This is a genomic window from Kitasatospora sp. NPDC054768 (assembly GCF_053612025.1).
The window spans coordinates 13,552-28,690 of record NZ_JBSHBN010000117.1 but is presented as its reverse complement, the minus strand read 5'-3'; the positions used below and the strand labels follow the sequence as shown (position 1 = coordinate 28,690).

Here is a 15,139-nt window from a genome sequence, read left to right as displayed (position 1 = left end):
GAACGGATGGTGAGGCGACGTGAGTGCTGCTTGATGGTGGTTTCGGCGCGCCTGGCCAAGCTTGGCCAGGCCCGCCGTTGCTCTTGCGGTTCCTGGAAGGGTCGGGCGGGTGGGCGACCTGTGCGAAGGAGCGTGGCGATTTCAGCTCTCCCCCACAGGAAGTCGGCTGGGCCGACTTCCTGTGCACAAGGCGGGCCCGCGCGGCTTCACATCCGGGATCTCAGCGCGTCGACCTCGCAGCCCGGCGCGAAGGGGTCGAAGCCGTGCTCGATCAGCCAGCGAACCGCCAGCAGGCTTCGCAACGACCACCACGCGCGGATCACGTCGAGGTCGACGTCGGTGCCGTACCCGGCGATGACGTCGTCGAGGTGCTCCTCGTGTCCGAGCGTGAAGGTGGCGAGGTCGTACAGGGCGTCACCCCGGCCCGCCTCGGACCAGTCGATGATGCCGGTGACCTCGCCATCGTCGACGAACAGGTGCGCGACCTGCAGGTCTCCGTGCGTGAACGCCGGAGTCCACGGCCGGAACGCGGCCTCGGCGACCTCGCGATTGCGGGTGACCAGGTCGGCGGGCAGGACGCCGTTCGTCACGAGCACCTCGCACTCGTCGTCGAGTTCCGCCGTCAGCGCGACGACGCTCCGGCCGGCCCGGCCGGGCCTGGGCGGCAGCGGCGCGTCGTGCAGCTTCCGGATGGCGGCGCCCGCCGCGGCCCACTCCGCCGGTGACCCGGTCGACGGCCCGCCGAGGCGCCCGAGGGTCCTCCCCGGGAGCGCGGCGATCGCGAGCACGGGCGGCTTGCGCCACAGGACCTTCGGAGTCGGGACCGGTGCGAGGGACATCGCCTCGACCTCGACGTCGATCCGCGCCTGATCGGCGTCCACCTTCAGGAACACGTCTCCGACGCGCAGGGTCGCGCGCTCGGAATGGGCGACGACGACCGTGACCTCATCCATGGGCGACCAGTATCCCGGGGACGGCCGCCGGTGTCGCCGGGTTTGTCACGTGCGACGACGCGGCCGACCGCGGCCCGCCACCCGGCGGCCCCGTGCACCGCACCGCACCGCCGCGCGCCAGAAGTCGGCCCCGCCGACTTCCCACGCGCACCACGGGCCAGTGCAGCGGCAGGGCTCGGCGTCGTGTTCGTCGTAGGCCAGGACGAAGGTGGCGCTCGACCATGCCGGCGAAGGGAACCTCCGCGCCGCACGACATACTCCCGGCGGATTACTCCGGTACCTCGCGGGGGCTACGAACGACACCGGAGTGTTTACATCCACGGGCCGATTCGACACGGAGCTGCGGAACCTAGCGTCGATCCCATGAAACGCAATCGCCGTATCAGCGCTGTCGCGGTGCTGGCGCTCGCCGCCCTCGTCACCGGAACCGGCGCCGGGTTCGCCGCCACGACCACACCGTCGGGCACACCGGTGGCCACGCACGCGTTCGACACCGCACCGGCCACGGGCACCGCGCCCACGCCGTCCTTCCACGGCACGCTCCCCGCGCCGACCGGCCCCTACGCCGCCGGCGAGGACGTCATCCACCTCACCGACGCGGGCCGTCCCGACCCGTGGGTGCCGTCATCCGGCCCCCGCCAACTGGCCGTCACGATGGTCTACCCGGCCGTCCCCGGGACCGGGACTCCGGCCCCTTACATGACCCTCGCCGAGGCAGCCGGAGCCATCCAGTTCCGGGGGATGCCGGCGAGCTCCGGCGTCACCGCACAGAACCTTTCCGGCGTCACCACTCACGCCTTCGACGGCGCGTGGCCGCAGCGCGGCAAGTATCCGCTGGTGGTCCTCTCACCCGGGTTCGAGGACCAGCGCATGACGCTCACCTCGCTCGCGACCGACCTGGCCAGTCACGGCTACGTCGTCGCGCTCGTCGGCCACACCTACGAGGACAGCGGCGAGACGCTGGCGAACGGCCGGACGCCGACGTGCGCGATCTGCCACAACCCGGCGCTCGACTTCGACTCCGTCGCCGCCAGCCGCGCGCTGGACGTGTCCTTCGTGATCGACCAGTTGACGCATGGCAATACCGCGTGGCCCCTGGCACACCTCATCGACAAGCACGAGATCGGCATGGCCGGACACTCCATCGGCGGAGCGGCGGCCGCCGCCACGATGATCGCCGACCCGCGAGTACGGGCCGGGGTGAACATGGACGGCAGCTTCCACCCGGCCCCGATGCCCGGCCAGATCGACCGGCCGCTCCTCATGCTGGGCGCGGCCGCCAACCACTTGCCCAGCAGCCACGACACCACGTGGGGGCAGGCCTGGGCCGCCCTCGGCGGCTACAAGAAGTGGCTGACGGTCGCCGGCGCCGACCACACCAGCTTCACCGACCTGGACCTGCTCCTGGACGAGGCCGGGTTCCCGGCGCCGGGGCCCCTCTCCCCGGAACGCGGGGTGGTGATCACCCGCGAGTACGTGACAGCGTTCTTCGACCGGACGCTGAAGGGGATCCACAGTCCGCTGCTGGACGGCCCCTCGCCGAACAATCCGGAAGTACTCTTCCAGTACTAGCGTTGATCCTTCGGGGGTTCATACGGCTTTGAGTGGGCTGCCGTCGTCGGTCCGGCGGTAGGGCTCGGCGTCGTGTTCGTCGCAGGCCAGGACGAAGGTGTCGACGTTGTCGCGGTCGATGCGCTCGGTGAGGACTTGGCCGGCGTGGACGTTCAGGGCGGGATCGCTCGGATTCGAAGCCGCGTGAGCGGTGGGCTCGGTCGTCGGCCCTACCCGGGCCGGCCGTTGCAGTTCTCGAAGCCGGTCTCCACGGTGCCGCGGAAGGCCAGCGCCTCGCGGCCGATGCCAAGGGCGTTGAGCAGGATGTCGAGCGCCGCGTCCACATCGTCCACCGAGCGGCTCACCCCGACGACCGTGTACGGGACGGTCGCTCCTTCCAACTCGCTCAGCGCGAAGTCCGTCTTCCCGATGCGGAACATGGCAACGTGCACGTAGCCGAGGTCTTCCCAGCCTCGTTCGACGGTCAGTCGCAACCGGGCCGCGAGCGCCGCCAGGGGCGGTTGCAGCCCCGCCACCACTCGAAACGAGCTTGCCGCGTACTCCCACACGCTCGACTGGAACGCAGGGTTGCGCTTCCCGCCCTGGTACGCGGGAGCTTCCTCCCCGTCCGGTTCAGGTCCCGGAACGTTCACTGCCGCCATGTCGACCTCCCCCACCGAACACCACAGCTGCCGCCCGGTGTTCACCGTATCGGGCGGGTGGGGAGCCGGCAGTGCCCCCTCGACCCCGGTGCACGAGCGCCCAAGGCCTGACACCCGACCACCTCGCACAGGAAGTCGGCCCCGCCGACTTCCTGCTCACCTCCACCGGTCCCCCATGATGGTGATCATGACTGATGAACCCCTGTCCGTGTCCTTGGCCGAGCTGCGCAGCTCGTTCGACGTCGTACTCCGTCATATGGAAGCCGCTGCGGCGGGCGATGCCGTCGCCCTGGACAACGACTACTTCTGGTCCATCCCTCCGAACGACCTCTACGACGTCACCCGGGAGCCGGACGAACTCACCATCGGACAGCTCTCGGAATCCTGGCAGCACCTGCGGGACGTAGTCGCCGACCCGGACCGCGCGCTGAGCCACCACCTGACGTGGCTCGCCGACGTCCTCCGGGCCATCGCCCACGAGCACCCGGCATAACCCCCTCCCGCCCCGCGCGGTAAGTCGAGCCCGTCGACTTCCCGCGCACGTCAACGCTCCGAAACAGCTGGACCCCGAGCGGTCCGGGAAGCCCGACCCCGCTTCTGAAGTCCGGCCTTGTCGGGACTGCTCGGGACAGTGTTCGACCGTGAGCCTCGAAGAGCTGCGCGGCCAGTTCTGCTGGTTGACGTCACTCGTCCTGCGGACCGACCTGCAACCCGGCGAAGCCGTCCTCGTGCCGCCCGAGGCTCGTCATCTCCTGCATCACCACGCCAACCGCTGCGTGCTGCACCGGCTGACGATCACCGGCCCGGGCGAGGAGGTGGAGATCCTCGCCGAGGAAATCAGCGACCACTGAAGGGTGTTCCAGGAGACCGGATGCGGGACACTTCCTCGATCCGGTCCGGGAGTTCGACCGGGCCGACGGACGTCCCCGGCCGGGGTGGGCCCGGCCGGGGATGCGAGCGGCTACAGGTGGACGTCGGAGACCTCGAAGGTCTGGACGCTGTAGGCACCGCAGTCGGACCAGAACCGCCCGCCGTTCATCACGGTGTCCGCGTAGTACTGGTAGCGCTGGCCGTCACCGGCGCCGACGCCGGTGACCCAGCGCTTGACCGCGGCACCATGGACGCCCGGCTGCGAGAACGCCGACAGGTCGAACGTGAGCCACTGCGCGTCCTCGAGGAGGTAGGCGACCACGACCAGCTTGTGGTTGACGGCGTCGTAGGCCGCGACCGCGTTGTTGTGGCCGGTGTCCATGATCGTCATCCCCGGGCGGATGTGCCGCATGTACTGGGCGAGCACCCAGTACTTGGGGTTGACCCCGACCAGCGCCCCGTCGGTGAAGTCGATCGCGCCGAAGCCGTGCCAGTCGAGGATCTGCCAGGCCACCCAGGCCGAAGGGTGGAGCAGGCGCAGGTCGGCGTGCAGGTTCTCGGCGAGGGCCAGGCCGTGCGCCCACCCGTCGCCGTACTCGGAGTTCCAGATCCGCTTGCCGTCGGCGGACACCGCGTCGTACAACCCGACCCGGTCGCCGCCGAGTTCGTCGTAACCGTGGACGTTGACCCGGCCGACGGCCGCCTTGGTCACGGCGTCGAACTCCGGGCTCGTCCAGGTGTTGCGGGCCAGCGCGGTGCCGTTCTCGTCGAGGCCCGCCACCAGCGTCCCCGTCAGGCCCCGGACGTTCAGCTGGGCGCGGGTCCGCCGGATGAGGTCGGCCTGCTGGGCGTGGGTGTAGAAGCAGCCTTCCTGGGTGGTGTCCATCACCGCCTTGTTGCCCCAGTTCAGGCCTGGCTCGTTGAACGGCTGGACCGAGGCGAAGTCGATGCCCCAGTGGTCGTGCGCATACCGTGCCACCGTCGCCAGGTAGGCCGCGTGGCGGTCGAAGTTGCCGTCCTGGAGGTTGCAGAGGCCGTCGGCGGCGCCCTCCGGGTCGTCGTTCTTGAGCATCCACCACATCGGCGAGTTGGCGAAGAGCTCGAAGGTGTCCACGCCCCGGGCCTTCGCCTGCTGGAGCACGCCCCGCTGCTTGGCGTCCAGGCTCCAGTCGAAGCTCGACGAGGACGGATCGTCGGAGTTCCAGTCGAGCTGGAAGCCCTCGATCTTCTTGAACCCGTCCAGCGAGGACGCCATCTTCCGGGAGCCGATGGTGTTGCTCCCGGACCCGCCGGCACAGTACCGGACGATGTTCATGCCCAGGCCCGGCAGCTGGTGCCCGAGGAACGGGACGGTGTCGCGGGTGAACAGCAGGTCGGCCAGGTCGTCCCGGGGCCCGATCCGGTTCGCCCACCAGCCCAGCGTGGTGCCCCACCCGTCCCAGCGGCGGGTCCACTCCACGTTCGGCGCCGGCGGCTTGACCTCGATCGTTCCGATCGGCTCGCCCGCCCAGGAACGCCCGGTTCCGGAGATCAGCGTCATCGCGCCGAGCGGCACTCCCACGAGTCCGCGCAGCAGCGTACGTCGTTCCATCGGTTCCCCCACAAGTCGTCATCCCCCCGCAGTCGCGGGGGGCCAGTTGTCTCGCGCACCATCGACATCGCGATGGGCTCGGCCCGGGGCGGACCCCGGGCGGCTGGTCGGCACAGGTACCGATCGGTCGGCGTGCCGCCGTCGTCGATGCCGGTGCACCGGCGGAATCCGTCTCCGCCGGTCACCCCGGGAGGAGTCTGCCTTGTCGTCCACCGTGGTGGGCCGACCGCTCCTGAGGGAGTACGCAATGTCAAGAAACCGACGACGCTGGGCCTGAAAGATCGCCCGGAGGAGCGCCCGGACCAGCGCCCGGACCGTCAGCGAGTGGCCGCGGCGTACTGCTCCGACGACAGCTCGAACACCCGGACCCGCCGCCCGCTGGTGGGGTTGACGGTCTCACGGGCCGGATGCATCCCCAGTTTGGTCATGATCCGTTCGGAGGCGTCGTTGCCCACCTGGGCGATGCTGACGATCCGCTCCAGCCCCCGCTCGTCGAACCCGAACCGGACAGCGGCCACGGCCGCCTCCGTGGCCAAGCCCTGCCCCCAGTGGGACCGTCCCAGCCGCCAGCCGACCTCGACCGCCGGCAGCACCTCCGGCAGGAATGCGGGCACCGAAAGCCCGGTGAACCCGGCCAGCTCGCCGGTGGAACGGACCTCCACGGCGAACAGGCCGAAGCCCCGCGACTCCCACTCGCCCTCCCACGCCCGGATCCCGGCGCGGGTCTGCTGCTCGTCGCGGACGCTGCCGTCCCGGATCCACCGCATCACCTCGGGATCGGCATTGACGGCAGCCATGGGCGCGACGTCCGCCTCGCGCCAGCGACGCAGGATCAACCGGGGAGTCTCAAGCGTGACCATTCCGTCATTCTGGATCAGCAAGTGGCTCTCCGCCATCCTCATCGGACACTTTCGATCCACGCCTGGTGCTGCGTCAGGCGGCGGGCCGCCGCCGACACGGGTGAGCCCGGCTCGCACGAGGTGGCACCCCGTCACGGTCGCGGCGGGTCCGCTCGCAGGAGCCAGCCCTCGCCACCGGCGAAATCGATGCCCTGGAAGGAGGCACCCAACTCCACCTGCTCGAAGCCGAGTTCCCGGTGCAGGTCGAGCGAGGCGCGGTTCCTGGCGGAGATGAAGCACCAGACGGCCGACCCTCCTCCCCAGGCCCATTCCATCCGGCGCCGGGTCAGCAGCCTCGCGATTCCACGACGCCGCCAGTCGGGATCCACCGTGACACCGGTCAGGTAGTGGCCGGCCGGGGCGCCGTCCCCGGCGTGCTCGGGCAGGAACGCCGCACTCGCGTACCCGACGGCTTCACCGGACACCTTCGCGGTGATCACCAGGCTGCGCCCAGCACGCAGCGCCCGCCGGATGCGGTCCGCCCAGTCGCCCGCCGAACCACCGCGCGCCCGGGCCTGGATCGCGGCCAGCCCCGGCACATCGTCCCCGGTCGCCTCCGCCACCACCGTGGTCACCGGAGCGGGCCGCTCGGCCGGGTCCGGAGCGTAGGCGGCGAACCGCGCGTCCTGCCCTGCCACGTCGTCTCCCCCGCCGTCCGACGTCGTCCCGAACCCGCACGCTACGGCGCCGGGCACGGCCCCCGCCACCCGGCTACGACGCACCGGGCCACGACGTCGGAGCACTGCTCGCACGCGCGGACGACGATCCGCTGCGGGCGGCCGAACTGGTCTCCGGCGACCACCCGGCGACGCGGTCGGACCTCACCGCCACTGGTCACCGGAAGGATGGAACTCCCGTAAGAGCGAGAGACGTTGGCGATCGAGTGGAGGCCGGTCCAGCTGCGGCCCGAGGAGCCGGGCCGGCCGCCCGTCAGCAGTCAGGGCAGTCGGGAACCGGGGGAATCGTCGGGAAGGTGTCGTTCCCGAGGAGCCAGTCCGTGAGCCATTCCGCCAGGGTGACGTCCTGCGGGGACACGTAGTGGTGGTCGCAGGCGTTCTCGTCCATGCCCCACATGGCGCCCTGCGGAGTGCTGAGGTCGAGGCACCACCAGATGACACCGCCGAGGGTCACCAACGGCACCACGCTGGGCGGAAAGCCCGGCTCGGAGGCCCATTTCCGGTAGACACGCGCCAGGGACCCTTCGTGGCTGAACCGCCGCTTCGACTCGGTGAGCGAGACGACGCCGCCGTACGGCCCGAAGCCGCCGTCGGCGACCTCGCAGTAGATCCTCCGCAGCAGCGGCGCCATCGGAAATCCGGTGAGGGCCTCGAACTCGTCGGCGGCCTTCGTCGGCGCGGGCAGGGGAAGACCGCGGGCCTCGGCGAACTCGTGGAGGCCGGCGACGATCTCGTCATCGGTCCAGGCGGGAGAAGTCACGGAGGAACCGTAGCGGCATGATCGCCGGTACGTCCTCGCAGGTCGTCACGGCTCACCGCGCGGGGACCCGGTCCGGCAGCCGGTGCCCGTCCGCGTACCGGCCCCGGGTCCGCTCGGCTCTCCGACGCCGGATCGATGGCATCGGGCCGCGCCGCCCGTCCAGTTGATAGCGTGATCGCCGTGACGGAGCTGGAAGAGTCGGAAGAACTGGAAGCGCTGGTCCTGACCCCCGACGAGCGGGCGCGGGGCGTCCGGGTCGACCGGGTGATGTTCACGATGGACTGGACCGGCGAGGACCACCCGGGGCAGCTGGCGGCGTTCGTGGCCGGCCGGGTACGGGCCTTCGGGGCGGATCCAGTGGGCGTCGACACCGATGTCGTCCGCCGGGCGGCCGAGGACGACCCGACGCTGCGCCGCGGTGACGTCCCGGTCCGTCAGCTCGATCACCTCGCCGTCGTGCTGGCGGACCTCGGCCGCACGCTCCTGGTGTGGGAGAACGGCACCGACACCTACGAACTGCTGGTCGCGCTGACCGGTGGGCGCGAGCCGGCCGGGTTGCTGCACGAGGGCCTCCCGGTGCGGGCCTGGGGCTCGGAGCCCGAGGAGACCCTGGTCAGCCTGAACTGCCCGGACTGCTCGCAGATGCTGGTGTGGGAGCTGCCCCCGACCGAGACCCTGGCCGACGAGCACTGCGACTGCGGGGCCGCGTTGTTCGACGCCGAAGGCCGCCCGCTGCCCAACGTCACGCTCCACGCCTGAGCCGGGCCGACGCTCCGCGCAGGACGTCGGCCCAGCCGACTTCCTGCGCGGAGCTGCGATGTGGAATGCCCCGAACCCGCCCTCGCCGCCTCGGACCTGCACGTGGTGATGTGCTGTGTGCTGTGCACGGTTACCTGTACGCGGTGCTGAGCTGCACTGTTGATGGGGAGTCGAACCCCGCGTTGCTCTTCACGCGCCAGGAGTGGGCCGGAATACCGCCGGCCCTCGGTGTGTGCACGCCTCCGAAGCTGCTACCTGCTCCACATCGTCCGAACCTGCCGGACTGTCAGTCCAGCAGATCGACCTCCCAGTTCGTGCGCTGGATCCGCACATCGACCTCGCGGATCTCCCGCGCGAGCGCATCCGCCTGACCGCGCAGTTCGGCGACCGGGAGCGCGGAGAGCATCATCAGCTCGGACCGGAGCTGCCGACCGTATCCCCGGTCACCCGTCCCCGCCGCCGCGTCCGCCGCCGCGGTGACCACGGAGTGGCGCAGCCGCAGGACGTCCCGGCGGGCGAGGGCATCGGTGAGGGTGCCGTCCGGACCCATCTCCACGGTGGCGTTGGTCCGGTTGATCCGCCGGATCAACGTTTCCAGGGCGTCCAGCACCTCGCCGACCTCGGCCAACAGCTGGGCCGCGTCCTCGGCGGGTGTCTCCCCCTCCTGGTGCCGCGCACTGCTGACGATGCGCGCCCGCAGCTGTTCCGTACGGCGCGTCGCCTCCGCGCGTTCTGCCAGTGCCTCGGCAAGCTTCACTGCCGCACCTCCTCCTCCAGAGCTCGCACGAGTATACGAGTGCGAACCGGCCCGTCCGCACCTGGTTTTCCGCTCCGCCAGGGCCCTGACCAGCGACGGAGCCGGAGCGCGGAACCGGGTCGACGGCCGGTCAGGCCCCGCTCGGGGCGGCGGCCCGGCCGCGGAAGGTGGCGCGGTGGGCCTGAGGGCGACACCCCGATCGCCGCGTGCAGGTGCTGGCGCAGCGAGACGCCGGTGGCCCTGCAGGGCTACGGGACGATGGCCCAGAGCGCGCAATCCGCGGGGAGCGGCTGGGGCCCACCAGCGACGTGCACCTTTCCATCCTTTTGTGTGGCTCATTGGCAGGACCCATGGGAACACTTTCCTGCGCAAAGGCCACTGTTTTCGCAGGGGCTGTGGCGACCGGCGCTTCAGGCGTCAGCGTGGCGGTCGGCTGCGCAGGCATCATCGAGATCAATCCACCTTTCTCCGAGGATTCTCCGCGAGACCAACGGAGGGCGATCACCCAACGTCACGACTCGATGACAGAACCCCTCGTCGGGCTTGCACACCTGGATCGCACACGCACGTCGCAAGGCGACCCTGTACGCACTCACCGTGTCACAATCAGTGCGCATCGCATGCGATCAAACCGTGCCCCTCATACGATGATCAGTGGAGGCCACGACACGATGGGAACCTACCCCTACGCCTTCCACATCGCCCTGGACGGGAACGGCATGAACGGTCTGGAGGGCGCGGCCGGCGTCTGCGTCTTCCGCTACAACCCGGACAGTGGCGAGTACGCCTACCGGGTGCGGTACTACGACGGCGTCTCGGGCGGCCACGCCGTCAGCATCACCCCCGACCGCAGGTTCGGGTTCCTCGGCAACGCCGGGCAGCAACTCCTGTTCTACGACGTGCAGTCCCTGGACGAGAACGAACGCGTCTCCACCCTGCGCTTCGAGCCCCCCGACGCGGCCATCAAGAGCAGCACCCACATGGTGTGGCTGGACGGCACCCACGGCGTCACCGCGATCGGTGACGGCCTGTGGCTGATGGACCTCGACCGCCCCACCGAGGCCGAGCGCATCGGCGACCACCTGCTCAAGCTGCCGCACGCCATGAAGCGCACCGCCTCCGGCCGGTACCTCGTCTACGGCGGCATGGACCACCCGGGCCGGGGCGAGGCCGCCGAAGTGGGCATCTTCGACCTGGAGAAGCGCACCGCCCGGCGGGTGCGGCTGCCGACGACCTGCTGGCACGTGGCCTGCCACCCGGGCGACGAGCGGTTCTACGCGCTCTCCTTCCGTGTTCTGCCGCAGGAGGGCCGGGACTGGCACGAGTGGGCCATGGCCTACTTCAAGGAGTACGTCTACGAGATCGACGCCGGGACCGGGCAGATCCTGCGGCACTGGGCGTGCGGGCAGAGCTTCCCCGCGCACATCAACTCGGACGTCTGCGTCTCCGACCGCGAGCTGATCTACTGCAACGGCGGCAGCGGCACCATCGTCATGATCGACCTCGCCGACTTCGCCTCGTACCGGGTGATCGACGAACGCCCGCGCCTGGCCGCGCAGTTGCGCTCCGCCCGGCAGGCGGCGCGGCAGGTCACCGACGCCTTCACCCGGGGCTCGCCCGGCCGAAGCAGCAAGCACTTCGTCGGCGCCCTGCGGGTCACCCGCGGCACGCTCGTCGACGGCGTCTACGCCTGCCAGCTCTCCGCCGACCAGTCCCTGCTGTTCACCGCCAACCGGGGGCTCAACACGATCACCGTGTACGACTACCCGGCCAACACCGTACGGCTGCGGGTGGCGATGCCGGAGCTGCGCACCCACGTCCCCGACCTGCCCGTCTGGACCGACCCCCGCCTGGGGTTCCACCACAGCACGCTGCTGAGCCCCCGGCCGGCCGATGCCGGAAACCCGAACTGAGAAACCCGAACCGAGGAGTGCTCATGAGCCCCGATACCCCCGAGCAGCTGAACGAAGAACTCCAGGCGGGCTGGGAGAACCTCCGGTCCACCGCGGCCAACATCGCCCAACTGCAGACCACGATGTGGGGCGACTGGGCGGAGCTGACGGCCGGGCTGGCCACCGGCAGGCTCGCCTGGGGGGAGGTCACCAGCGAGTTCTGGAAGTTCGTCGCGGACGAGGACCTGAGGTTCGCCCAGGAACTGAGCGGGCTCGGCATGGACTACTGCCAGCGGGTCGCGGAGGTCACCTGGGAACACGAACAACGCCTGCGCGACCGACTCCGCACGACCGCGCGGGGAGGCGACACCGCCCCCGCCCCGGAGGGCGACGCACCGACCGGAGGCGACACGAGCGGCGACACGAACGGCGCCGACACCGCCGCCACGCCCTCCGGCGCCAGGAACTCGAAGCAGTGACGCTCAGCCCGCGGCCGGTCCCCCCTCCTCCAGCGGACGGGGAAGCAGTTCCCGTGCGCCCGTCACCTCCGGGTGCGGCCGCAGCCCGGACCTGACCCGGTCCGACAGGTGCGGGCTGGTCACCAGCCAGCCGAGCGCCTCGACCAGCGCCTGCCGCGCGGGCCTCGGCCGGTAGCCGAGGTCGGCGGCCTTGTCGTGCCGGTACCAGTAGAAGCGTCCCATCGTCCGGGCCTCCGCCCGGGTGGTCGCCGGGGCCCGGGCGGTCAGCACGGCGCGGATCTCCCCCAGCGTCGCCGCCAGGTACGCGCCGGTGTGGCTGGCGGTGGCGCACGGTCCGCGGGTGCCGCACAGTTCGGAGACGGTCTGGTGGATGGTCCGCCAGGCCCAGTTCTCGCCGCCGAGCAGGTAGCGCTCCCCGGGCAGGCCGCACTCGGCGAGCAGCACGTGGCCCGCCGCGACGTCCCGGACGGAGACGATGTTGCAGCCGCCCGGGTAGGTGGTGCGCAGCGAGTCGGCCAGGTACCGGGTGATCAGCGCGTTGCTGGGCACCAGGCGCCAGTCGGGCCCGCCGACCACGATGGTCGGGCAGGCCGCCACCACCTCCAGGCCGAGTTCGGCGCCCAGGGCGAACGCCGTCCGCTCCTGGTCCAGCTTGGTGACGAAGTAGTCCGGCAGGTACTCCTCCCCGGGCGTCCACGCCTCGTCCCGGGCCACCGGTCCGCCCGACGAGCCGCAGGTGATGGAGGAGGAGGTCACCACGACCCGCCGGACCCCGGCCTCCGCCGCCGCCCGCAGCACCTCGCAGGTACCCTCCACGTTGGCCCGGGCCAGTTCCTCGCGGCTGGTGTCCCAGTAGGCGAACACGGCGGCGCAGTGGAACACCGTGTCGCAGCCCTCGAACGCGGGCCGCAGGCTGAGCGGGTCGCGCAGGTCGGCGTTGACCAGGGGCACGTCCAGGCCGTGCAGCTGCCGGAGGTCGCTGCTGCGGCGCACCAGTGCCCGCGCCTCGTGGCCGGCGGCGCGCAGCGCGCGCACCACGTGGGACCCGACGAGCCCGCTGGCGCCGGTGACGCACGCCCTCACGGGGCCCTCCTCGACCGCCGGTCCCGGGCCGCGGCCTCGCGCAGCCCCTGCCAGAAGCCGGCCACGGCCGGGCGCAGCGACTCGCGGAACTCGTCCAGCAGGGGGGAGCGGGTGGGGATGTCGCCGGGCGAGACGTGCCAGAAGCCGTCCGGTCCCAGGCGTCCCGGCGGTGTCGGCACGGTCAGGGCCTGGGAGGCGACGGTCCGCACCATCCGGGCGGCCTCGGTGAGCCGCTGGGTGGGCAGCTCGGCCGCCTCCAGGTCGTCGAACTCCTCCCAGGGCCGGCCGATCCGGTAGGGGCGTCCCTCGTACTGGGCCTCGAAGTTGTCGAGGGTGCGGGTGAAGAAGCGCTGGTAGGAGTCCTGGACGAGCGGGTCCCTGAGTTTGGGCCGGGTGTCGGGGCGGATCACCTGCCAGGTCAGCGGGAGGGTGAACCGCTGGCGCACCCGGATCACGATCCGGGTGCGGCCGCCGTCGGCCGCGGGGAGGAAGGTCACCGAGCCGTCGTCGTACTCGGCGGAGCCGTTCGGGCTGCGGACCGTGCGCCAGGAGATCCGCTGCCGGTGTTCGCGGTAGTCCACCGACTCCAGCTTGCAGACGTCGATGGGCGGGCCGCCGTGGTACGCCAGGTAGTTCGGCTGTGCCAGGTACAGGTTGCGTTCGATCTGGCGGGTGGGCCGGCCCTGGTCGTCGCGGGTCACCACGTGGACCCGTCCGCCGAGGTAGTCGGTCATGTAGCTGATGGACCGGCTGATGTCGACCCGCCGGACGAACTCCCGGTAGGGCGCGTTGACGGTGCGCTCGCAGCCGAACAGGATCGAGTGGCCGACGTGCTGCCACCGCATCTGCCAGGCGTCCGCGGGCAGCGCGTCGATCACCGTCTCCAGCGGCCGGAGGAGGTCGGTGATCCGGTCGAAGTCCTCGTGGGTGTAGGCGTCGGGGTCGACCGCGAGGGAGACGTCCCGGCGCCGCAGGCCGTCCTTGGCGTTGCCGGTCCGCCAGGCGCGGACGGTGGAGGAGGCCGAGGCCGCCGCGCCGACCATCGCGCACAGGGTGGCGGCGGCGGCCGGGTTGGTGTCCGCGGCGCGGATCAGCGAGGTGAGGAGGCGGGAGAGGCGGGCGAGCGCCGGGTCGGTGACCTCCGTGCCCGGGGCGACGTGCCAGGCGGCGACGCTGAACAGCCGGTGGGCCCGTCCGTCCGGGGCGAGCCGGCGCACCGCCTCGACCAGGGATCTCGGCGGGTTGCGCCAGCCCGGGTAGGGCGTCAGGTCGCCGTCGATCCGGTAGGCGTCCGGCAGGCCGCGGTCGCTGAGCACCCGGGCGTTGAGCGGCGAGGAGACGGGGTCGACGCCCATGAGCAGGGCGCCGACCAGGTCCGCCAGGACGCCGTCGGGCGCGGCGATCACCGTGTCCGTCCGCAGCGGCCGGCCGACCTGCGATCCGGCGCAGCCGTGGCTGCTCACCACGGCGTCGATGAGGTGGAAGTCCGGCGGGTAGGAGCGCAGCAGGTCCAGGATGACCTCGGCGCCGTCGCGGCGGGCGCGGTAGTGGTGGTGCTTGTCGTCCTGCGGGAGCACGCCGAACAGGTTGGCCAGGCACAGGGCGTAGCCGAACTCCGGGTGGGTGCTGTTCTTGGCGATGTTGATCCGGAAGCCCGCGTCCAGCCAGCTGCGGGCCATGCCGCTGCCGTGCAGGACGGCGAAGTCGGGGAATTCGGCCGGCCCGACCTCCTCGGACAGGTCCACGACGCGGTAGGCGTTGCCCTGCGGGGTGCGCCCGCCGTAGCCGAGCCGGCGGCAGGCCTGGAGGAGTCCGGGGCCGGCCAGCCAGGTGTCGGGGCCGCAGCGGGCGGCGCCGACGGTGACCTCGCGGTAGCCGCGGTCGTGCAGGAGGTCGATCAGGTGCTCGACCAGGGCGGCGCTGACCGCGGTCGCCGGATCGCCGTACGCGGAGGTGCCCGGGGTCAACAGCACCGGGACCGCCTCCGGATCGCCGTGGGCCCGCTCGGCGAGGAGCTCCCAGAGCCCGGCCCGGGCGACCGCCTCCGCCAGCAGCTCGGCGGCGGTCAGCGGCCGGACCCGGGTGGAGCGGGCTACGGCGGCGACGACGGTCACATCTCCCCCAACGCCGGCGGGCGGTCCTCCTGCGCACGGTCGGGCCGTCGCCGATTCACCGGAAAGCATCCCAAAGAGGTTGAAAGCGATGC

15 protein-coding genes and 1 pseudogene are annotated in these 15,139 nt (G+C 71.4%); 6 read left to right on the top strand and 10 right to left on the bottom strand.

Translation table 11 applies throughout. The features are described from left to right. Positions 1-206 precede the first annotated feature (206 nt). Complete coding sequence (locus ACWGKU_RS28690; protein WP_452179971.1) at positions 207-953, bottom strand: phosphotransferase family protein; 747 nt, start codon at positions 951-953, stop codon at positions 207-209. A 363-nt stretch (positions 954-1,316) separates the two neighbouring features. Here ACWGKU_RS28690 and ACWGKU_RS28685 point away from each other — a divergent pair, with 363 nt between their 5' ends. After that, positions 1,317-2,525 carry an alpha/beta hydrolase family protein gene (locus ACWGKU_RS28685; protein WP_401054545.1) on the top strand — a complete coding sequence of 403 codons (1,209 nt, stop codon included), beginning with the start codon at positions 1,317-1,319 and terminating at the stop codon, positions 2,523-2,525. Between the two features lie 209 nt (positions 2,526-2,734). Here ACWGKU_RS28685 and ACWGKU_RS28680 read toward each other — a convergent pair whose 3' ends face one another. After that, entirely contained in the window at positions 2,735-3,166 is a 432-nt protein-coding gene (locus ACWGKU_RS28680) for a hypothetical protein (RefSeq protein WP_452179972.1), read from the bottom strand. 187 nt (positions 3,167-3,353) lie between these two features. On the opposite strand from ACWGKU_RS28680, the gene ACWGKU_RS28675 reads away from it, so the two are divergent. Then, positions 3,354-3,659, top strand: coding sequence for a hypothetical protein (locus ACWGKU_RS28675; protein WP_452179973.1), 306 nt, complete (start codon positions 3,354-3,356; stop codon positions 3,657-3,659). A 148-nt stretch (positions 3,660-3,807) separates the two neighbouring features. After that, positions 3,808-4,017, top strand: a complete 210-nt coding sequence (locus ACWGKU_RS28670) for a hypothetical protein (RefSeq protein ID WP_401045781.1) — start codon at positions 3,808-3,810, stop codon at positions 4,015-4,017. 110 nt (positions 4,018-4,127) lie between these two features. Here the strand turns inward: ACWGKU_RS28670 and ACWGKU_RS28665 are convergent, their stop codons facing one another. From ACWGKU_RS28665 to ACWGKU_RS28650, 4 genes are all read right to left on the bottom strand, one after another. Then, positions 4,128-5,627 (bottom strand): glycoside hydrolase, encoded by a 1,500-nt coding sequence (locus tag ACWGKU_RS28665; RefSeq protein WP_401045783.1) that lies wholly within the window; start codon positions 5,625-5,627, stop codon positions 4,128-4,130. Positions 5,628-5,944: 317 nt separating this feature from the next. Beyond that, entirely contained in the window at positions 5,945-6,487 is a 543-nt protein-coding gene (locus ACWGKU_RS28660; protein ID WP_452179987.1) for a GNAT family N-acetyltransferase, read from the bottom strand. A 131-nt stretch (positions 6,488-6,618) separates the two neighbouring features. After that, the gene (locus ACWGKU_RS28655) at positions 6,619-7,164 is read right to left on the bottom strand and encodes an N-acetyltransferase family protein (RefSeq protein WP_452179974.1); all 546 of its coding nucleotides are present in this window, start codon (positions 7,162-7,164) and stop codon (positions 6,619-6,621) included. A gap of 292 nt (positions 7,165-7,456) precedes the next feature. Then, positions 7,457-7,963, bottom strand: coding sequence for a hypothetical protein (locus ACWGKU_RS28650; RefSeq protein ID WP_401045788.1), 507 nt, complete (start codon positions 7,961-7,963; stop codon positions 7,457-7,459). Between the two features lie 180 nt (positions 7,964-8,143). Here ACWGKU_RS28650 and ACWGKU_RS28645 point away from each other — a divergent pair, with 180 nt between their 5' ends. Beyond that, complete coding sequence (locus ACWGKU_RS28645) at positions 8,144-8,722, top strand: hypothetical protein (protein WP_452179975.1); 579 nt, start codon at positions 8,144-8,146, stop codon at positions 8,720-8,722. Between the two features lie 286 nt (positions 8,723-9,008). Here ACWGKU_RS28645 and ACWGKU_RS28640 read toward each other — a convergent pair whose 3' ends face one another. Then, the gene (locus ACWGKU_RS28640) at positions 9,009-9,479 is read right to left on the bottom strand and encodes a DIP1984 family protein (protein ID WP_359911388.1); all 471 of its coding nucleotides are present in this window, start codon (positions 9,477-9,479) and stop codon (positions 9,009-9,011) included. A 130-nt stretch (positions 9,480-9,609) separates the two neighbouring features. Then, positions 9,610-9,718: pseudogene (locus ACWGKU_RS28635) on the bottom strand (AraC family transcriptional regulator); the annotation flags it as partial. 432 nt (positions 9,719-10,150) lie between these two features. Between ACWGKU_RS28635 and ACWGKU_RS28630 the strand changes: the two are divergent. After that, a complete protein-coding gene (locus ACWGKU_RS28630) occupies positions 10,151-11,392 on the top strand; it encodes a hypothetical protein (protein ID WP_452179976.1) in 1,242 nt (413 codons plus the stop codon). Positions 11,393-11,415: 23 nt separating this feature from the next. Further along, positions 11,416-11,850, top strand: a complete 435-nt coding sequence (locus ACWGKU_RS28625; protein WP_452179977.1) for a hypothetical protein — start codon at positions 11,416-11,418, stop codon at positions 11,848-11,850. A gap of 3 nt (positions 11,851-11,853) precedes the next feature. Here ACWGKU_RS28625 and ACWGKU_RS28620 read toward each other — a convergent pair whose 3' ends face one another. Continuing rightward, complete coding sequence (locus ACWGKU_RS28620) at positions 11,854-12,933, bottom strand: NAD-dependent epimerase/dehydratase family protein (protein WP_452179978.1); 1,080 nt, start codon at positions 12,931-12,933, stop codon at positions 11,854-11,856. Beyond that, complete coding sequence (locus ACWGKU_RS28615; RefSeq protein WP_452179979.1) at positions 12,930-15,047, bottom strand: DUF362 domain-containing protein; 2,118 nt, start codon at positions 15,045-15,047, stop codon at positions 12,930-12,932. The genes ACWGKU_RS28620 and ACWGKU_RS28615 overlap by 4 nt, the downstream gene beginning before the upstream one ends. Between the last annotated feature and the right edge of the window lie 92 nt (positions 15,048-15,139).